Raw genomic sequence first — 16,957 nt, forward strand, 5'->3', positions numbered from 1 at the left:
GCCCCCGAGTCACTCTGCCGCAGCCGGTCTGCGGGGTTCTAACGAACGCACCCGGCGCCAGTCCAACCCTGCAAATAACGCCTCGAATTGGGGGCGGTTCAAGGTGATCGCGCCATCTCGAATGGCTGGCCAAATGAAGCTGTTCTCCTCAAGTCGTTTGTAGGTCATCACGAGCCCGCTCCCGTCCCAGAACAAAATCTTCATCCTGTCAGCCCGCTTGGCGCGGAATACAAAGACTGTTCCGGTAAAGGGGTCTTGGGCCAATGCCGACTGCACCATCGAAGCCAATCCATCGTGTCCTTTACGGAAGTCCACCGGCCGCGTTGCAACCAATATCCGAATGCCTTGCGATGGCATCAGCATGAAGAAGCTTCAAGCGCATGAGCGATCTTTGCAATCCTAACCGCCGGTGTCTGCAACGGCAGCTCGATGGCGATCTGTCCAAAGATTAATCTGATCGCCTCATTCGGAACAGTCAGAGCTTCTGTGGGCTCTTCCGGCGCAGCAGAAACCACCAACGGAGCGAAGAGTGGCTCGTCAGTCTCCGGGGCGGGTAACAACAGCTTCCCTTGCTTAGCCTGTCGGCGCCACGCCGATAGCTGGTTCGGAAGGATGCCATACCGCTCAGCGACAGCGTTCACCGTTGCGCCGACCTCAAGCGTGTCCGCCACCGCCCGCGCCTTTGCGGTATCCGACCAACGGCGGTGGCCGGACGCATAAATCTCAACGCCCAGTGATCTGAGAAACGAATTTGTAGCGCACATTGCGAAACGCACTCCCCATCATAAGATGGGTTCGTTCTCGCAGTCCTGATCACACCCTACAACGTGCCCTCGGGCCACCGCTTACAATTCACTGCGGTAGGCGACGTCCGGATAACGGTAGAAGAGACCCCCCCAAACGCCTTTGTAATTATTCGCGTAAGCGATACCGGTGTCGGGATTGGGCCTAATCTTCAAGGCAAGCTATTTGAAGAATTCGAGGGGCATGACCCCCGAACCGCCCGTGAAGGAGGCGGAACCGGGCTGGGAATGAACATCATAAAGCGTGAGATTGAGCTGCTAGGCGGCACCATATCTCTAACGAGTCATCTCGGCAAAGGAACCCAATTCGAGGTTTACCTACCGACTGCCGGGAGTTTAGCAAACAATACACAGTTGGAGAGCGAGCCGCAAAGCGATCCTAGTCAGCTTACTTGCCTCGAATGTGGCGCGAAACTCAGCCTTCTGCGACGTCATCTCAGGCAAGAACACGGTATGTCCCCTGAAGTGTATCGGGCTAAGTGGGGATTACCAGAAGATTTTGAGCTATCGAGCGGCGCCTATAGAGCAATGCGGGCGGCAGCTAAGCGCGACAAATGAAATGAGCCTTCGCCTATTAGTGCATCCCAAGATTATCTTTAGCCGTGCACATATAAGGCGCCAAAATCACTAGTTTTTGTCGTCTTTTTCATAATCAACCTGTATGTACTCAAAAAGCGACAAAAACAGGGTGACAGAATGAGTTACGGATATGTGAGGGTTTCGACGGCTGACACGAGCGGCCCAGAGCAGCCATTCGTGGCACAAGAGCGTGCGTCGCCCTTATTTGCCCGCTATCCGCCGCGCACAGTAGCTTTCCGCTCATGGTCTCGACCAATGCGTCCGGCTCAACCGGACTTTCTTCAATCTCGATATACCGCACCGCAGCTATCGAGAAGCAGTCGCCTGGGAGTTAGGCGTTATTCTTAGCCCTAAAACACACTCCGAAAATTCGACACGACTACCGTCTGCGAATTCTGGACACTTCGACTTTAAACGATATAGCGATCCAAACTGCCATAGTGCTCCGCGCTCCGCTTCCCACGCGGCAGGCTGAGCGCTAACAAAGCGATGCCAGAGAGCACACCAATTAGGCTACCCGCGACGGTTCCACCGCCCAGAACCCAAGGTGCCACGATCAGCCACAGCCCAAGGCCGATGTTCAGGAACCGCAGCGGGCGCGCCACTTCGGCCCAAGCAATGACAGCGGTCGTCAGAACCAATGCGCCCACCAAGTGATCACTGCCCGCAAGCGGCATGGCATTGCCAAAGATCGTGCGTGACAGCATCAGGAACAGACCGATGGCGGCGCTCACCCCCAGGGTCCAAGGCACAGTGACGCCCCGCGCACTTTGCCGGGCAATCTCGCGAGGGGGCGCGTCAAAGCTCATGGTGCCGCCCTTAGTTGAGCCTGGAAGTGCATCGCCCCGGAAAAACGCCCGCCAGAAGGGGCGTCCGCGCCGGGTGTTCCAGACCATGAACTGCACCATTGCAACGATTTCGTCCAAAGAGAACGGGATCATGATCAGCATCGCTGCCGCGGCGAGCAGACAGATCGTGCAATAGGTTCCGATTGCGATCGGCTGGATAATGATGAAATAGATGCTGATCACCCCCAAGGGCCCCACCACAATGCCAAAAAGCGCCACCATCCACGGCATCGTGCGCCAGCGCCGGCGGCTGCCCATAACGCCCATGAGAATCTCAAACATATAACTCATTGCGCCCAAGCCGCCGTCGGCGACGGGCCAAGCTTTGGAGACATCAGAGGTGACGATATACTCGCTGCCATTGAGGCCCGTGGGCGAGGAAAAGAACGGCTCCCAAATCCCGTCGACATGCCCCAGCTGATAGGCCGAGAGAATGCGCGACAATAGGAAGCCCACCAGTCCGAGCGCGATAATTGGCAGACGCTGGACATAAGTCGAGGGGCAATAAGTCCATCCTGGCGGGATGTCCCCGTCGTCCATCATACCCTCGCGCGACATACCGGGCATCATCGGGATCAGGATCGTCAGCGCGATCACAAGCGCACCGATCAGCGTGTCATTGGCATAGACCGCCGGGTCCGGCGTCCAGAACACCAGGGGCGCAGCGAGCAGCCAGACCCCAAGCGCCGCGTTCGCCCATTGCGCCCAGCCGTTGCCGGGTTTCATCGAGACGAAGGCCAGCGCGGTGATGGCCAGCCCTGTAAACACGTTGTTCCACGCCGTCAGCCAACTGCGCAGTGAGGCCGCCCAAAGCCCGCGATCTTCGGTCACGCGCAGCACGGCGGCGCTGAACTCGGTTTGGTCAAATGTGCCGAAGACCGACGGCGCGGTGGCGAGCCAGAGGCCCAGTGCCGCGACCAGCCAATGCACCCAGAGCATCTGGAAATGCATCATGCGCATGTGTTTATCATGTTCGCGCACAGCGCTTTGATGTTCGGCGGCACTCTCGTCTTTCGCTTCGGCGGCGGCCTTTTCTGCTGCCTGATCCACCTTGGCGGCAGAGACCCGCGCCGCGTTCAGGCCGTTTTCCTCATACCAGTGATAAGGATCGGCTTTCAGCCTTTGCAGCATATGCGGCATGTCTTGGCGCAGGGCGTGCTCAGGGGTCCAACCCAAATGCTCCTCGGCCTGCGACAGGTTGAGTTCGTAGTGATCGCTGGAAATATCCACCATCCAAGTGCGGATGAACGCATCTTCCCCAAAAATGCGGTTCTCGGCCCATGCCCCCAGTTTCGCGGCGGCGGGCGGGACGTTCCATGTCACCCAATCTTCGCCATGCAGCTCGCGCCCGATCAACCGTTGCAGGTCGCCAAAGGGGATCGGCTCAGCTTCCCCCAGCAGCACGGGGAAGACATCCGGGAGAGTTTGGCGGCGGTCGACGATGCGTTCGATCGCGTCGAGCAGATCGTCGAGATGTAAGAACGCTTGTCCGCGAGAGAGATCACCGGGATAGACCTTACCGCTCAGGCGTTTTTCGTAGATGCGGGATATTTGGTGGGCGAGAAAGGTCGAATGCCCCTCGTCATCATAGATGCCAGCGGGGCGCATGAGGACGAGTTTCTCATCGCCCTTTTCCTCGCGCAACATCGCCTCGGTGCGGATTTTCGAGGCGCGGTAGGGCAGCTTGGGGTCCAGGGGCGCGTTTTCATCTATCAGGTTGCCGGGTGTGGTCGGCGCGTGGACCAGCATCGTTGAGGTGAAAATGAACTGCTCCAGCTCAAAGTCTTGCAGACCTTTCAGCAGCCGCTTACTTCCCTCCACCGTCACCGCGTCATAGGCCGGATCGTCCTCTCCGCTCAGATCAAAGAACGCCGCGAGGTGGACACATGTAGCGATGCGGTCGCCGTAGGCCAACCGCAGCCGCGCCAGGGCTTTATCGACGCTGCCTTGGTCCGTGATGTCAAAACAGATACATTCAGCTTGATGAGGCGGATGCGGCGGCGAACTGCGGTCCAGCCCGACAACGCGGTATTTCTCATGCAGGCGTTTGACGACCGCCACGCCCAGATAGCCGCTTGATCCGGTAACGACGATGACTGGCTTGTCAGACGACTCCATGTCCCACCTCCCGTCTTATTTGCGCAGATATTTAACCAATGCTGCGATCGCCAGAACCAAAAGCACGATAACCAGAAGCCAGCCGACCCCCATGCCAAACATCATGCCGCCGCCCATCATGTCACCGTCCATCATCGCTCTCCTCTTGCCCCTTACAGTTAAAAGATCAGTCTACAGGTATAACCGTCCTCCCGCGCTGGAAGGTTCCGAAACGGTTTCACCCGATTGCCCCCAGCATTGGGAAGGTTTCCAATAACCACTACGAAAAAGCGCTAAGCTGGCCCGTCATCATCCCGATCCCCATAAGGACCATGACCCCGCCCGCCACTTGATGCAGACACCGCCCAACCGCACCAATCGCCAACAGCCAAACACCTTTCGATACCGTGGCGCTTGCCGCACTGGCCGTCAGGATTGCGCCGAGGATCGGTCCGATGCCGTCATAATGAAGGGCATAGACCGCCGCCCCCGTTGTCATTGCAAGGGAGACATGAGGTAGGATCAGCGCAGAACCAACTGCGGCAAGTATGAGCAAGAGGCAGAATGTGGCAAGGCGAAGCAGCATGCGCATGGCAGAGATATAGGAACCCGACGCGGTGGTGTGATCAACCCAACGCAGATCGTAAAAGATGATGAGCGTGCCGCCGAAAATCACCGCGACCGAGGCCAGCGCATCTGACAGGTTGTGCAGAAACAGCGCCCTGATATTCACGCTGCCCTTCTGCATCGAGTAGGTCAGAAGCGCCGTCAACGTATCGACGACAAGCGCGACCCCGCCCAGAATGACCACCGTCCAACCCGCCAGCGCAGGCGGATCAATCATGCGCATTCCGCCTTCGTAGATCAGATATATCCCGACAAGATAAGCGTGGTGTAGTTAATCAAAGCCGCAACGATTTCGATCCGGCCATAGCAAAAGGTCATCCGCGCATCTGCCGGACGCCGTGCGATTTTACGGGCGACAAAAGCGATGACCAATGAGGCCATGTCCGAAAAATTATGTAGCGCGTCTGCGATAAGTGCGAGCGACCCCGCAAAGTCACCGCCCACGATCTGGGCCACCGTTAGAAGGGCATTCGCCCAGATGGCCAGTGATACTCTGCGATCCCCGCCTTTAGGGTCGGGCGTGATCATGTGCCATTGGGGCGTTCCTGAGTCTTTTGAAGTCGTATCAGCGTCTTCAAAGACACTTCGCCCACAGGCGTAGTCAGCTTCGGTTCAAGCCGGATCAACAGCAGCCCGAGCGTTTTTCGGCGCGTGAAACCTTCTGCACCAGTTCTGCTGTTTCTTTGCCATCGGCTTCCCGCGTTACATCGGCCTGAGCGACGATCCCGCAGCACTTCCCAGTGTCGTCGGTCACCACGGCACGCCGCACCTGCTTCTCTTCCATCTTGTTGCAGCAACTTTCGACATCTTCGTCGGGGGACGCGGTCAGCACGTCTTTCGACATAACATCAGACACGCGTGTATCGGCGCCTTTTCCCTGCGCAACCGCACCGCAGCAGATGTCTCGGTCCGTCACGATGCCAACCGGCTCACCGGCGTCATTCACCACCGGAATAGAACCGACCGACTTGTCATCCATCAGCTTCGCTGCCTCCTGAACCGAGTTGTCGGGGCCGCAGCAGGTGGGGTTGCTCGTCATGATTTCTTGAACTTGCATGATCTTACTCCTTGATTGGGTAACAGGATCAAAACCCGAAGGCCGACGTGCAAGTTCCGGGGGCACGACGCCAAGCAACTCTCAGCGCATGGCTCTATGCAGCGTCATAGCTTGAGAACACCTCACTGCTGCCATCACGGGCAATCAGATAAACATCATAGGCGTCGCTCTCACTCTCCGGCCCCATCCCCGGCGAGCCATAGGGCATCCCCGGCACGGCAAGACCGATGGCATCTGGGCGCTCGGCCAGCAGTTTGCGGATGTCGGCAGGTGGGACGTGACCTTCAATCATATAGCCGTCGATCTTTCCGGTGTGGCAAGAAGCCATTTTCTGCGGGATGCCGTTGTCTTGTTTGTATTTGATCAAGAGCGTTCCCATGCTGCGTTCGGTCGTCACGGCGAAACCCTCGTTCTCCAGAATCTCGATCCACGCCGAACAGCAGCCGCAGTTAGGGTCTTTCATCACGTGGATCGCAGGCTTTTCTTTGGCCCAGACGGCGAATGGTGCGGCGGCGGCAAAGCTTGCGGAACAGGCCAGCAGGCTGCGTCGTGTGAGGGTCATGTGAAATCCTTCCAAAGGTTCAAACTGTCGTTTCGTTGGTTGCATGTGTTGTAGGGCGCCGACCGGGGGCGGCCAACCGCTCGGCGGTGGTTGGCCGGAAAAACAGCAGCCGCAGGGCATTGAGCGTCACCAGAACGGTTGCCCCGGTATCCGCCAAGATCGCGATCCAGAGGCCGGTGATGCCGAGCACTGTGGTGACAAGGAACACGGCCTTTAGCCCGAGCGCGATAGCGATGTTCTGCCGGATATTGCCCATCGCGGCGCGGGCGAGGCGGATTTGGCCGGGCACATCTGTCACCCGGTCGCGCAGGATCGCGGCATCGGCGGTCTCGAGTGCCACATCGGTGCCGGAGCCCATTGCGACACCTACGTGCGCTGCGGCCAATGCCGGGGCGTCATTGATGCCGTCGCCGATCATCATGACCTTCGCCTCAGCCGTGAGGTTTTGAATGGCCGCAACCTTATCCTCCGGCATCAATTCAGCGCGGTGGTCGATGCCCAGCCCGTCGGCGATGGCCGCAGCGGTGCGTCGGTTGTCCCCGGTGAGCATCACCGATGAAACGCCAAGGGCGCGCAACTGCGCCACCGCCTCTGCCGCATCGGCGCGGGGTTCATCGCGCAGTGCAATGAGGCCTTGGGCCTCGTTGTCGCGCAAAACAATCACCACGGTTTTGCCCTGCGCTTCGAGCGCCTCGACCTGAGCACGCAAAGTCTCTGGCAGCGCCCTGCGCTCTGCCGCCAAACGGGGCGAGCCGACGCAGATGGTCGCTCCTGCGATCACCGCCTCGGCCCCTTTGCCGGGCAAGGCGCGGGACTGTGTCGCGGCGGCGGGGTCGATGTCGCGTGCCTCAGCCGCACCGCAAATGGCCTGGCCGAGAGGATGGCTCGCGCCGTTCTCAACTCCGGCGGCAAGGGCCAGAAGATCGGCTTCATTTCCCACAAGCACCTGCACATCGGTCACGCGCGGCTTGCCATGGGTCAGCGTTCCGGTCTTGTCAAAGGCCACATGGGTGACCCGCGCCGCTGCTTCGATCACCGCGCCGCCCTTCATCAGCAACCCGTTGCGCGCCCCGGTCGACAGGGCCGAAGTGATCGACGCAGGCACCGAGATCACCAGCGCGCAGGGGCAGCCGATCAGCAGCAAAGCCAGCGCCCGATAGATCCATTCGTCCCAAGCGCCCCCGAAGGCGAGCGGCGGCCCCACGGCCACCAAAGCGGCCATGCCGACCACGGCGGGCATGTAGACGCGGCTGAACCGATCAATGAAGCGCTCGGTCGGCGCGCGGGCGCTCTCGGCCTCTTCCACCAGCCGCACAATGCGCGCGATGGTGTTGTCCGCCGCAGCCTTTGTGACTCGGATGCGCAGCAACGCTTCTGTGTTGATCGATCCGGCAAAGACATCCACACCCGGCTCCTTAAGACGCGGCACGCTCTCCCCGGTTACGGGGCTTTCATCTACGCCCGAAGTGCCGCTAACCACCTCGCCGTCACAGGGCACCCGGTCACCGGGGCGCACCTGAACGATCTGGCCGACGCTGAGTGCCTCGGCCGCCACCTCCCGCGTCTTGTTGCCGACCTCAAGGCGCGCGGTTTTCGGCACCAGCTTGGTCAGCGCACGGATGCTGTTACGCGCCTTCCCGGCGGAAACACCCTCCAGCAATTCGCCCACGGCAAAGAGAAAGACCACCAGTGCGGCCTCTTCTGGCTCTCCGATCACAAGCGCACCGCTGGCGGCGATGGTCATCAGCATTTCGATGGTAAAGGGCATCCCCACCCGCGCCATGGCAAAGGCCCGGCGGGCGACGGGGATCAGGCCGATCAGCGTGGCTATGACAAAGGCCCAATGTGAAATCTCAGCCGACAGGAGAAGCCGCGAGGCCCATGCCGCTGCGAGCAACGCGCCGCTGCCGAGGACCAAGCGGCCTTTCGTGGTTTGATACCAAGCGGGGTCTGGTGTTTCTTCAAGCGCAGGCTCCTGAGGCACGGCCCCTGCCCCGCCGATCACCGCATCGTCCGGTAGGATGAAACCACCCTTCGGCCTCTCTGCCTTTGCCCCCTTCGGAGAGATACCAAAACCGATACCGCGCACTTCTTTCTCGATCCGCTCTGACGAGGTCTCATTCTCGTTCAGCGTCAGGCGCAGGCGTTCGGACATCAGCGCGACGTCGACATCCGCGACCCCCGGCAAGCGCTCCACCGCGCCGCGCACCTTGGCCGCGCAGGCACCGCAGTCCATCCCCGTGACGCGCCATTCCCGTTGTGCTCTGCTGCCGTCCGCCATGTCTGTTTCCAATCCGATTCACCGTCAGAAGCAGAGATACGACCTACAGCAACTGTAGCTTCAAGCGCTTTTTGAAGTTTTTTTAGCCCAGCCAAACGTCAAGAAACAACATAAGCACCAGCCCAATCGCCAAACCGAGCGTCGCCTTGTTCTGATGCCCGCTGCGATGAGTTTCGGGAATGATCTCATGGCTGATGACGAAAAGCATCGCCCCAGCGGCAAAGGCCAGGCCCCAAGGCAGCAACGGTTCAGACAGCGCGATGATCCCGGCGCCGAGCAGCCCGCCGATCGGCTCAACCATCCCGGTCAGGGCTGCAATGCCCCAAGCGCGACCTTTGGAATAGCCTTCGCCCAAGAGTGCCACCGCCACAGCGAGCCCTTCGGGCGCGTTTTGCAACCCGATGCCGAGCGCCAGTGGCGTGCCGCCCGACAGCCCATCCGCGCCGAAGCCCACACCAACGGCCAGACCTTCGGGGAAGTTGTGAATCGTGATCGCGATAATGAAAAGCCATACCCGCCGAAGCGATGCAGCCGCCGGCCCCTCGCGGCCCGTCTTGAAGTGCTCATGCGGCAGAAGCTCGTTCATCAGCGCCACGGCTCCCATGCCGAGCAAGATCGCCACACAAACGATCGCGGCAGGCGTGGCCTCGCTGTCATACCGCAGACCTGCTGCATCCAGTGCCGGGATGATGAGCGAAAAGAAAGACGCCGCCAGCATCACCCCCGCGGCAAACCCCAACGACAGGTCGCGCGTTGCCCGCGACGGGGTGCGCCCAAAGAGCACCGGCACGGCCCCCACGGCGGTCATGGCCCCCGCAGCCAGGCTGCCAAGAAATCCAAGCATCAGGGGTGACATCGTCTCCAAGGGGGAATCCTTCCTTAACATTAGCTATCTGCAGCCGCCGACGACGTAGCCCGCCGGGCCAGCGGGCCAAGACTAGGCAAAGGAGAGCGCCTCGTCCACTTGCGCCAGTGCCCCGGACAACCTACAGAGACTGTAGGTTACAAGAGGCTCAGATATGCTCGCCATCGGCACACTCGCAAAGCGCACCGGCACCAAAGTGCAGACGATCCGCTATTACGAGCAGATCGGTCTAATGCCTGAACCCGGAAGGACCGAAGGCGGCCAGCGGCGCTATGGCGATGCCGAGTTGGACCGCCTCTCCTTCATCCGCCATTCCCGCCAGCTCGGCTTTTCGCTGGAGGCGATCCGAGAGTTGCTGGACCTTTCAGACACGCCCGACCGATCCTGTGCTGATGTCGATGCCATCGCCCAAAGGCAACTTCGCCAAGTCGAGGCGCGGCTGGTGCGGCTCCAGGCCCTCCGCGTGGAATTGCAGCGCATGATCGGTGCCTGCAACGCGGATCGGGTGAGCGATTGTCGCATTCTTGAGGTGCTGCGCGACCATGAGGAATGTCTCGCCGATCACGGGACCACCGCCTGATGCCTGCCGCCCTGCTCTATCCGCTTGCGGCATTGGCTGAGATCGTCGGGTGTTTCGCGGTCTGGACGTGGTGGCGCGGCGCTTCGCCACTTTGGCTGGTGCCGGGGCTGCTCAGCTTGGCGCTGTTTGCGGGATTGTTGGCCTTGGTTGAGGCAGGCTTCGCCGGGCGCGCTTTTGCGGCCTATGGCGGCATCTATATCGCGGCTTCGCTGGCGTGGATGTGGGCTGTAGAAGGGCAGCGGCCTGATCTTTGGGATGCTGCCGGGGCGGGCCTCTGCATTCTTGGCGCAGCGGTGATTATTCTTGCGCCCCGCGCCGGATAGGCTGCCGACCCTTCTGAAAGGACCGGCAGCCATGTGGTTTAGCTGGCGTCTTTGAATTCGTCGTATTCGCCGCGCACCTGAACGGTCACGGTGACCGCTGTCTTGTCACGGTTGCGCCAGAACCAGCCGTGTTCACCTGCGAAACCGGCAGTGATTTCGCCCTCATCACCTGTCGAGCCGCGGCCTTTGTAATAGGTCTCGGATTGGCCCGACCCATGACCGTGCAGGTCAAAGTTCACACGCCCCCCGTCGACCAACATAGCGTATTGCGCGGTTTGGCCTTCTTCCATCACCAACTTCCACTCGGCAGACTCGCCCGGTGCCAGCGTGAAGGTGATTTCATCGCGCCATTCTTGCACGGCTTCAGACGGCACCTCTTCGGCATGGGCGGCGCCGACGAAGACGCTGAAGATGTCGTTCATCAGGCTGGATTGCTCTTGGGTCACAAGCGCGCCCTGCTCTTCCAGCGCTTTGATGCGGTCTGCTTCGGCCTCTGCGGCAAGCTGGCTTTTTATCTCGCCCATTTCAGCCAGACCGAGCACGCTGCCGATCCCGGTGGGGTCGATGTCGTATTCCGCGGGCAGCACCACGGTCACGAGGATCGCGACAGCGCTGGCCGCTGCAATGGCGGTGGAGCGGATGAGCTGCGCGGAGGTGGGCAATTCGTTGAGGCTTGGTTTTTCTGCGTTGAACATGTGGTTCTCCTATTTGCTTACGCGGCTACGAAATAGCCGGTGATTTGAAGGCCCATGAGGATGAACCCCATAGCCATCATGATGACGTTTGCGGTGTAGGCTTGGCGGAAGAAGTTGGGTGATTTCCGCCAAAAGCCCATGACGATAAGGATGACGGCAAGCGCCATCAGCTGGCCCATCTCAACGCCTACGTTAAACGCCAGAAGGTTGGCCAAAAGGCCGTCCGAGGCGATCTCGTAGTCGAGAAGCTTGGTGGCCAGACCGGTGCCGTGGAAGAAGCCGAAGATCAGCGTTGCAACCTTGGTATTGGGCTGCACGCCGAACCAGCGTTGATAGGCGCCAAGGTTATCGAGCGCCTTGTAGACGACCGACAGGCCAATGATGGTGTCAACGATATAGGCGTTGATGCCCCAGCCGAACCAGACACCGGCCAGCATCGTGGTCGAATGCCCCAGTGCAAAGATGCTGACATAGATGCCGACGTCTTTCATCTTGTAGAGAAAGAAGACGACGCCGAACAAAAACAGGATGTGGTCGTAACCCGTCACCATGTGTTTGGCACCGAGATACATGAAGGGAATGATGTTCACCCCCCAGATTTCCTGAATATAGCCGGCATCTCCGGGCGTGACGTTATGTGCCAAGGCATAGCTTGCGCTCTGAATGAGCAAGGTAACTGTGACAAGGGACAGGATCGCGATCCGGCGTGCGCCAAAATCGGTCCAGCCCCGTGGGACTGTGTTCATGGATTGAACTCCGCGTATGTGTTTTCTGATGAATGGGAGCGCCAGTGGCGCGGCCAGTCACACGCGCGGCGGTCGTTCGATCAGGTAGACCCTTGAGGTATTTGCAGAAGCGGCACTGAGCCGCCAAGCGGCCCTGTAGACCTCAACAGGTTGCGCGGCCAGGGCGCGGCCAAACACGACGGCTTGGCTATGGTCATGGTCTGCGCTGTCGTGGCTGTGCCCATGCATGGCCCAAGCAAGGTCCTCTTCTAACCCGTGAGAGTGCCCGTGATCCGCGATCATCTGTTCATGATCTTGAAGAACATCCAACACCGCAGGAACATGGGAAGAGGTCGGCGCCACGGACCAGACAAGCACGGCCACACAGAGAAGCATCGCAAAAGCGGCTTGCCCAGTTGTCCGTAGAAAAGTCATCTGCCCTGTCTGCCCTCTCGTCAATTACGCGGCGCTTTTCGCCGTCTTGCTCTATCCCCCCTAGGGGGATACGGTCTTAGTATGTCAGACAACCATATTCATGCAAGTCATCCCGCCCTCATTGCCCGGCTGAAACGTGCCGATGGGCATCTGCGTGCGGTGATCGCGATGTTAGAGGCAGGCAAACCCTGCGTTGACGTGGCGCAGCAGCTGCAGGCCGTTGAGAAGGCCGTGACCAACGCCAAGCGCGTGTTGATCCATGACCACATCGACCATTGCCTTGAAGTCGATGGCTCCGAGAGTGACCGCGCCGAGCTCAAAGCTATCACCCGTTACCTCTGAGGACATTATGCTGGGTGTTCTTTCGGATCGAACCTACAGACACCTCTTCCTCGCCCAAGTTGTCGCGCTTCTTGGCACTGGCTTGGCAACGATGGCGCTTGGCCTGTTGGCCTATGATCTGGCCGGGGATCGGGCCGCCATGGTGCTGGGCACTGTCTTTACGATCAAGATGGTGGCCTATGTCGGCATCGCGCCGATTGCTGGTGCCTTTGCCGAGCGTCTGCCGCGCCGCGCTCTGTTGGTCACGTTGGACCTGGTGCGGGCGGCGGTGGCCTTGGCTCTCCCCTTCGTGACCGAGGTTTGGCAGATCTATATCCTGATCTTCTTCCTGCAATCAGCCTCAGCCGCCTTTACGCCGACCTTTCAGGCAACCATCCCTGACGTGCTGCCCGACGAGGCGCGCTATACCAGAGCGCTGTCCTTGTCCCGTTTGGCCTATGATCTGGAGAACATCATCTCGCCCGCGCTGGCCGCTGTGCTGCTGACGGTGATGAGCTACAACGCTCTTTTCCTTGGGACGGTCGCAGGTTTTGGGGCCTCGGCGCTGTTGGTGCTGACGGTCGTTCTGCCCGTTCCCAAGGCGACAGTCGCGCGCGGGATTTATGACCGCACCACGCGGGGGCTTCGGATCTACCTCGCAACACCGCGGTTGCGCGGGCTGCTGGGGCTGAACCTCGCGGTGTCGTCGGCGGGCGCGATGGTTTTGGTGAACTCGGTCGTGCTGGTGCGGGGGCAACTGGGGCTTGATGATACGGCGCTGGCTTGGTCCATGTTCGCCTACGGGGCTGGCAGCATGGTGGCGGCGCTGGCTCTGCCCAGAGTGCTGGACAAGTACCCGGACAGACCCGTCATGCTGACAGGGGCTTGGCTGATGATGCTGGCTCTGTTTGGGATCGCAGCGGGCATCATAGGTTTCGGCTTATCTTGGCCCCTCCTGCTGACGATTTGGCTGCTGATCGGTCTGGGCAATTCTGCGGTTCTGACCCCCTCGGGCCGTCTCTTGCGCCGATCGGCTCAGCCAGAAGACCGGCCTGCTGTATTTGCAGCGCAATTCGCGCTGTCTCATGCTTGCTGGCTGATCACCTATCCTTTGGCAGGTTGGACCATGACCGCATTCGGAACGGTTCCAGTGCTGATACTGCTGGGTAGTTTGGCCGTGCTCGGGATCGTAGCAGCCCTGCGCGTTTGGCCCGCTGACGTATCGGATAACACGGGCGCGTCTCACACTGAGTTCTGAATATGAGGGGCCGCAGCGTAGGGCGTCGCCGCATTGTCCTCCCACATCAGGGGTCTTTGCGACGCCAAGATTTAGACGCGGCTGCGCTTCCTCGCCCAGCTAAAAAAGGATGAACTCCAATCAGTCGACAGGCTCGTTCGTCGTCACTGGCGGGGGTGCAGCATGGCAGCTTTGACGGCCTTGTCCGCCCGATAAGTGAAATGGATAAGATCCTGACACACGCGAGTATTCTGCTGCTCGATGCACGCCGGGTCTTGTATCAGCACTTTCTGGAGCTGGCTGGCAGGTCAAACGCGCGGCCGCCCGGGACGAGGTCTGTCTCCGCATAATGACCGTTCCGGGAGTCGGGCCGATTTCGGCGTTGACCTGCACGGCTGCCGTTGACGATCCTGCGCGCTTCAAACGTTCTCGCACTGTTGCCGCCCTTCTTGGTTGACACCAAGGCGCTATCAATCTGGTGAGCATGACAATCCCGACAGGATTTCCAAAGTCGGAGACTAAGATGTCCGGGCAACGCTTTATGCGGCCGCGAATGCGCACGATGATAGGCTCTTGGATCAAGTCTTGGGGCATGCGACTGGTGCGAACCAAAGGACGCCGCCGCGCCGTTGTCGCGGTGGCCAGAGGGTTGGCCGTCCTGCTGCATAGAATGTGGGCAGATGGTACCGAGTTCCGTCCGGCTGAGGTGGAGGGTCGGCATGTCCTAATCCGCCACCCTCCAAAGTCGAACGGGAACGTCCCTCACCGGACGAGGTCTGTGGAAAAAGGCCGAAATTGGCTGCTGCGCACCAAGAAGCGCGTCCCTTAGCAAGGTTCTCCGCTGCCATCCGACACATGCGTGCACCCATGCCCGAAGGCATCAACCAGACTGCGAAGAGAACGGTGATCCAGATGAGTGACAATGATCCACAAGAAAAAGGAAAACGAGCTTGACCCAAACGCCCGTTTAGAGAAGCGGACCTTTGGGCAGACGCGCAACATTTTGACAAAACCGAGGTCCGTTCTCCGGAAGAAGCTGCCGTCCCGTCTAAAGAGTGCAATAAGCGCTCGCAGCCCTTTGGCGACATCCGTTTCGGTCGAATGTGGGACAAGGCTGGCGCAAAGACATTAGGGATACCTGTGGCGTTCAGCGCACCGCACGGCGCCAGGCCGGAGCGGCAGTGAGCCATCATCCTCGCCATCGACAGTAAGCGTTTGCTCTATCTTAGCTCGCGGCATGATGGATATGTCGTGCAAGCGCCAATGTAGAGTCAGAAGTTTAGCCTCGGCGGCATCTATCATTTCAGCAGAAAGACAGTTCTCGTGAGCAACAACATAGATTGTGCCAGTTAAAAAGCGCCCCTCCTCCCGCAAACGAAGCCGACTTTCGCTCACCCATAGGAGCGCCTCAAAGGTCTTCTGAACCTTGCCAATCAAAGGATCAAACTCCTTGTCGTCAATCGTTCGCGGCATCTCGTCGCTGAGGTCACGGATCGCAGCCCCTGTATGTTTGAAACCGTCGTGCAGCACATCGAGCGCGATCACGATGGCCGCGACCGCATCGGCCCACCACCAGCCCATGCCGATCCCAAGGATACCCACAATGCCAGCAAGGCCCGTCATCCAATCAGCCTTATTCATCATGGCATCTGCGTAGAGCGTCTTGTCGTGCAACATTTGGGCCGGCTTCATCTTCAGGTGACCGAAAATGACCGGCATCACGACGCTATAGGCCAGCGCACCGATCATCACCCAGCCAAACCAAATGGTTGCCCCGAAGAGTTCGACACTGCCGATCGTCGGGTGCTCTTGCTTAATCAAAGCAATAGACGAGTCGACTATGAGAAAAATCCCGACGCCTCCAAGGGCCACTGCACTGATCAAATAGGCAATTGATGTGACGCGGATGTATCCAAGAGGGAAACGCCGGTTCGGCTTCCACCCCTCGATCCAAGAGCCGACCAAAAACGCGATAGGTGGGACAAAGCTGAGTAAGTCTTCGATCCATGCAGTCTTCATTGCTTGACTGCTGCCCACCGCGAAGTAAATCGCGGTCACGATAGTCGCTAAGACTACAATCCAAATACCTTCCAGCCAGCGTGCGCGTCGCAGCGCCTTCTTCTGCTTTTCGGGCATAGTGCGGATCGACCGGCTCATTGCATGATCTCGCGCAGTCGTGCTCCGATGTCTTTTGTTTCGCGCCGGAGGAACCGCTCAAGCCGCATAAGCCAAGCGCTTTCACCCTGTCGCACGGCCATCACATGTTCTGCCCGATGCAGCTCAATATCAGTTGGAAGAAGGCCTTTAGTTTCGAGAAGCCAGCGTGGGCCTGCGGCGTAGTCAACGGCATCGGACCACGCCTCAACCGGAATTCCGCCCTTATTTTCGACAATCTTCGTCAGGGGTAGGTCCTGCGGCACATAGACCTTACGCCCCGCCATATCATCCGAGCCAACAGTTGCTGGCCGAGCGCCAACATCGAACACTTCCTTGAAATAAACGTAGCTTGGTGCCGCGCCTGCGACTGGCGTCACATCCTTGCGGTCGAAGCCGCCAATTGCGAGGTCGATGTCGCCACGCTCCAGCCCCTCAAGCGCTGAGAATGCGCCGAGACGCTTCCAATCGATCACGACTCCCAGTTCGTCAGCGAATGCGCGAACCAGATCAACCTCTATTCCCTGCGGCGGTCCTTCGCCGTGAAAGGTTACCCAAGGTGAATTGTCCGCGAATGCTACGGTCATTTCCCCGTCGGCAAGAACGGTCTCCAAGGTTTTTTCGGGATCGCGGGGGAAACGTATGTCGTCGCAGGCTATCAGCATGCTGCAGACCACAAGTAGCGCTACAACCCTTGAATAAAGCAAGCTGGCTCTGATCGTCACGCCATTCAAAGCACCTGTCCGTGCCTGCAAGCTACAGCTGTTT

At 59.5% G+C, this 16,957-nt stretch carries 17 protein-coding genes and 2 pseudogenes; 6 read left to right on the top strand and 13 right to left on the bottom strand.

Annotated elements, in window-relative coordinates; translation table 11 throughout:
• Positions 1-9 precede the first annotated feature (9 nt).
• Both tnpB and DSM14862_RS20410 read right to left on the bottom strand, forming a co-directional pair.
• On the bottom strand, positions 10-363 hold the full coding sequence (gene tnpB, locus DSM14862_RS20405; RefSeq protein ID WP_007120093.1) for an IS66 family insertion sequence element accessory protein TnpB: 354 nt from the start codon (positions 361-363) through the stop codon (positions 10-12).
• Positions 357-764 carry a transposase gene (locus tag DSM14862_RS20410; RefSeq protein WP_040701328.1) on the bottom strand — a complete coding sequence of 136 codons (408 nt, stop codon included), beginning with the start codon at positions 762-764 and terminating at the stop codon, positions 357-359. Before DSM14862_RS20410 ends, tnpB begins: the two co-directional genes overlap by 7 nt.
• A 63-nt stretch (positions 765-827) precedes the next feature.
• Between DSM14862_RS20410 and DSM14862_RS22020 the strand changes: the two genes are divergently transcribed.
• On the top strand, positions 828-1,361 hold the full coding sequence (locus DSM14862_RS22020) for an ATP-binding protein (protein WP_407705397.1): 534 nt from the start codon (positions 828-830) through the stop codon (positions 1,359-1,361).
• Between the two features lie 431 nt (positions 1,362-1,792).
• Here the strand turns inward: DSM14862_RS22020 and DSM14862_RS20415 are convergent, their stop codons facing one another.
• From DSM14862_RS20415 to DSM14862_RS20440, 6 genes and pseudogenes are all read right to left on the bottom strand, one after another.
• Positions 1,793-4,348 carry an NAD-dependent epimerase/dehydratase family protein gene (locus tag DSM14862_RS20415; RefSeq protein ID WP_007120841.1) on the bottom strand — a complete coding sequence of 852 codons (2,556 nt, stop codon included), beginning with the start codon at positions 4,346-4,348 and terminating at the stop codon, positions 1,793-1,795.
• Positions 4,349-4,948: 600 nt separating this feature from the next.
• Positions 4,949-5,482: pseudogene (locus DSM14862_RS20420) on the bottom strand (cation diffusion facilitator family transporter); the annotation flags it as partial.
• A 94-nt stretch (positions 5,483-5,576) separates the two neighbouring features.
• Positions 5,577-6,011, bottom strand: coding sequence for a CBS domain-containing protein (locus tag DSM14862_RS20425; protein ID WP_007120837.1), 435 nt, complete (start codon positions 6,009-6,011; stop codon positions 5,577-5,579).
• A 94-nt stretch (positions 6,012-6,105) separates the two neighbouring features.
• The gene (locus DSM14862_RS20430; RefSeq protein ID WP_007120836.1) at positions 6,106-6,573 is read right to left on the bottom strand and encodes a DUF411 domain-containing protein; all 468 of its coding nucleotides are present in this window, start codon (positions 6,571-6,573) and stop codon (positions 6,106-6,108) included.
• 19 nt (positions 6,574-6,592) lie between these two features.
• Positions 6,593-8,854 carry a heavy metal translocating P-type ATPase gene (locus DSM14862_RS20435; protein WP_050770445.1) on the bottom strand — a complete coding sequence of 754 codons (2,262 nt, stop codon included), beginning with the start codon at positions 8,852-8,854 and terminating at the stop codon, positions 6,593-6,595.
• 82 nt (positions 8,855-8,936) lie between these two features.
• On the bottom strand, positions 8,937-9,719 hold the full coding sequence (locus tag DSM14862_RS20440) for a ZIP family metal transporter (protein ID WP_007120834.1): 783 nt from the start codon (positions 9,717-9,719) through the stop codon (positions 8,937-8,939).
• 154 nt (positions 9,720-9,873) lie between these two features.
• Between DSM14862_RS20440 and DSM14862_RS20445 the strand changes: the two genes are divergently transcribed.
• Positions 9,874-10,299: a MerR family transcriptional regulator gene (locus DSM14862_RS20445; protein ID WP_007120833.1), complete on the top strand. Its 426-nt coding sequence runs from the start codon at positions 9,874-9,876 to the stop codon at positions 10,297-10,299.
• A complete protein-coding gene (locus DSM14862_RS20450; RefSeq protein WP_007120832.1) occupies positions 10,299-10,622 on the top strand; it encodes a YnfA family protein in 324 nt (107 codons plus the stop codon). Before DSM14862_RS20445 ends, DSM14862_RS20450 begins: the two co-directional genes overlap by 1 nt.
• A gap of 38 nt (positions 10,623-10,660) precedes the next feature.
• Here DSM14862_RS20450 and DSM14862_RS20455 read toward each other — a convergent pair whose 3' ends face one another.
• From DSM14862_RS20455 to DSM14862_RS20465, 3 genes are read right to left on the bottom strand one after another with little or no spacing between them, the layout of a single operon-like run.
• Positions 10,661-11,317 (bottom strand): hypothetical protein, encoded by a 657-nt coding sequence (locus tag DSM14862_RS20455; RefSeq protein WP_007120831.1) that lies wholly within the window; start codon positions 11,315-11,317, stop codon positions 10,661-10,663.
• A 17-nt stretch (positions 11,318-11,334) separates the two neighbouring features.
• On the bottom strand, positions 11,335-12,063 hold the full coding sequence (locus DSM14862_RS20460) for a HupE/UreJ family protein (protein ID WP_243254651.1): 729 nt from the start codon (positions 12,061-12,063) through the stop codon (positions 11,335-11,337).
• Positions 12,064-12,120: 57 nt separating this feature from the next.
• Entirely contained in the window at positions 12,121-12,477 is a 357-nt protein-coding gene (locus DSM14862_RS20465; protein WP_007120830.1) for a hypothetical protein, read from the bottom strand.
• An 81-nt stretch (positions 12,478-12,558) separates the two neighbouring features.
• Between DSM14862_RS20465 and DSM14862_RS20470 the strand changes: the two genes are divergently transcribed.
• From DSM14862_RS20470 to DSM14862_RS22055, 3 genes and pseudogenes are all read left to right on the top strand, one after another.
• A complete protein-coding gene (locus DSM14862_RS20470; RefSeq protein ID WP_007120829.1) occupies positions 12,559-12,819 on the top strand; it encodes a metal-sensing transcriptional repressor in 261 nt (86 codons plus the stop codon).
• Positions 12,820-12,826: 7 nt separating this feature from the next.
• Positions 12,827-14,056: an MFS transporter gene (locus DSM14862_RS20475; RefSeq protein WP_007120828.1), complete on the top strand. Its 1,230-nt coding sequence runs from the start codon at positions 12,827-12,829 to the stop codon at positions 14,054-14,056.
• Positions 14,057-14,211: 155 nt separating this feature from the next.
• Positions 14,212-14,750, top strand: a pseudogene (locus DSM14862_RS22055) (transposase); the annotation flags it as partial.
• A 413-nt stretch (positions 14,751-15,163) separates the two neighbouring features.
• Here the strand turns inward: DSM14862_RS22055 and DSM14862_RS20485 are convergent.
• Complete coding sequence (locus DSM14862_RS20485; RefSeq protein WP_007120826.1) at positions 15,164-16,192, bottom strand: cation transporter; 1,029 nt, start codon at positions 16,190-16,192, stop codon at positions 15,164-15,166.
• Entirely contained in the window at positions 16,189-16,854 is a 666-nt protein-coding gene (locus tag DSM14862_RS20490; protein WP_007120825.1) for a transporter substrate-binding domain-containing protein, read from the bottom strand. Before DSM14862_RS20490 ends, DSM14862_RS20485 begins: the two co-directional genes overlap by 4 nt.
• Positions 16,855-16,957: the final 103 nt, after the last annotated feature.

The organism is Sulfitobacter indolifex (assembly GCF_022788655.1).
In the GTDB taxonomy this organism is placed as follows: domain Bacteria; phylum Pseudomonadota; class Alphaproteobacteria; order Rhodobacterales; family Rhodobacteraceae; genus Sulfitobacter; species Sulfitobacter indolifex.

Coding starts and splice junctions, on each gene's coding strand:
- tnpB (WP_007120093.1), bottom strand. CDS start 363: ATGCTGATGCCATCGCAAGGCATTCGGATATTGGTTGCAACGCGGCCG.
- DSM14862_RS20410 (WP_040701328.1), bottom strand. CDS start 764: ATGTGCGCTACAAATTCGTTTCTCAGATCACTGGGCGTTGAGATTTAT.
- DSM14862_RS20415 (WP_007120841.1), bottom strand. CDS start 4,348: ATGGAGTCGTCTGACAAGCCAGTCATCGTCGTTACCGGATCAAGCGGC.
- DSM14862_RS20425 (WP_007120837.1), bottom strand. CDS start 6,011: ATGCAAGTTCAAGAAATCATGACGAGCAACCCCACCTGCTGCGGCCCC.
- DSM14862_RS20430 (WP_007120836.1), bottom strand. CDS start 6,573: ATGACCCTCACACGACGCAGCCTGCTGGCCTGTTCCGCAAGCTTTGCC.
- DSM14862_RS20435 (WP_050770445.1), bottom strand. CDS start 8,854: ATGGCGGACGGCAGCAGAGCACAACGGGAATGGCGCGTCACGGGGATG.
- DSM14862_RS20445 (WP_007120833.1), top strand. CDS start 9,874: ATGCTCGCCATCGGCACACTCGCAAAGCGCACCGGCACCAAAGTGCAG.
- DSM14862_RS20450 (WP_007120832.1), top strand. CDS start 10,299: ATGCCTGCCGCCCTGCTCTATCCGCTTGCGGCATTGGCTGAGATCGTC.
- DSM14862_RS20455 (WP_007120831.1), bottom strand. CDS start 11,317: ATGTTCAACGCAGAAAAACCAAGCCTCAACGAATTGCCCACCTCCGCG.
- DSM14862_RS20460 (WP_243254651.1), bottom strand. CDS start 12,063: ATGAACACAGTCCCACGGGGCTGGACCGATTTTGGCGCACGCCGGATC.
- DSM14862_RS20465 (WP_007120830.1), bottom strand. CDS start 12,477: ATGACTTTTCTACGGACAACTGGGCAAGCCGCTTTTGCGATGCTTCTC.
- DSM14862_RS20470 (WP_007120829.1), top strand. CDS start 12,559: ATGTCAGACAACCATATTCATGCAAGTCATCCCGCCCTCATTGCCCGG.
- DSM14862_RS20475 (WP_007120828.1), top strand. CDS start 12,827: ATGCTGGGTGTTCTTTCGGATCGAACCTACAGACACCTCTTCCTCGCC.
- DSM14862_RS20485 (WP_007120826.1), bottom strand. CDS start 16,192: ATGAGCCGGTCGATCCGCACTATGCCCGAAAAGCAGAAGAAGGCGCTG.
- DSM14862_RS20490 (WP_007120825.1), bottom strand. CDS start 16,854: ATGCTGATAGCCTGCGACGACATACGTTTCCCCCGCGATCCCGAAAAA.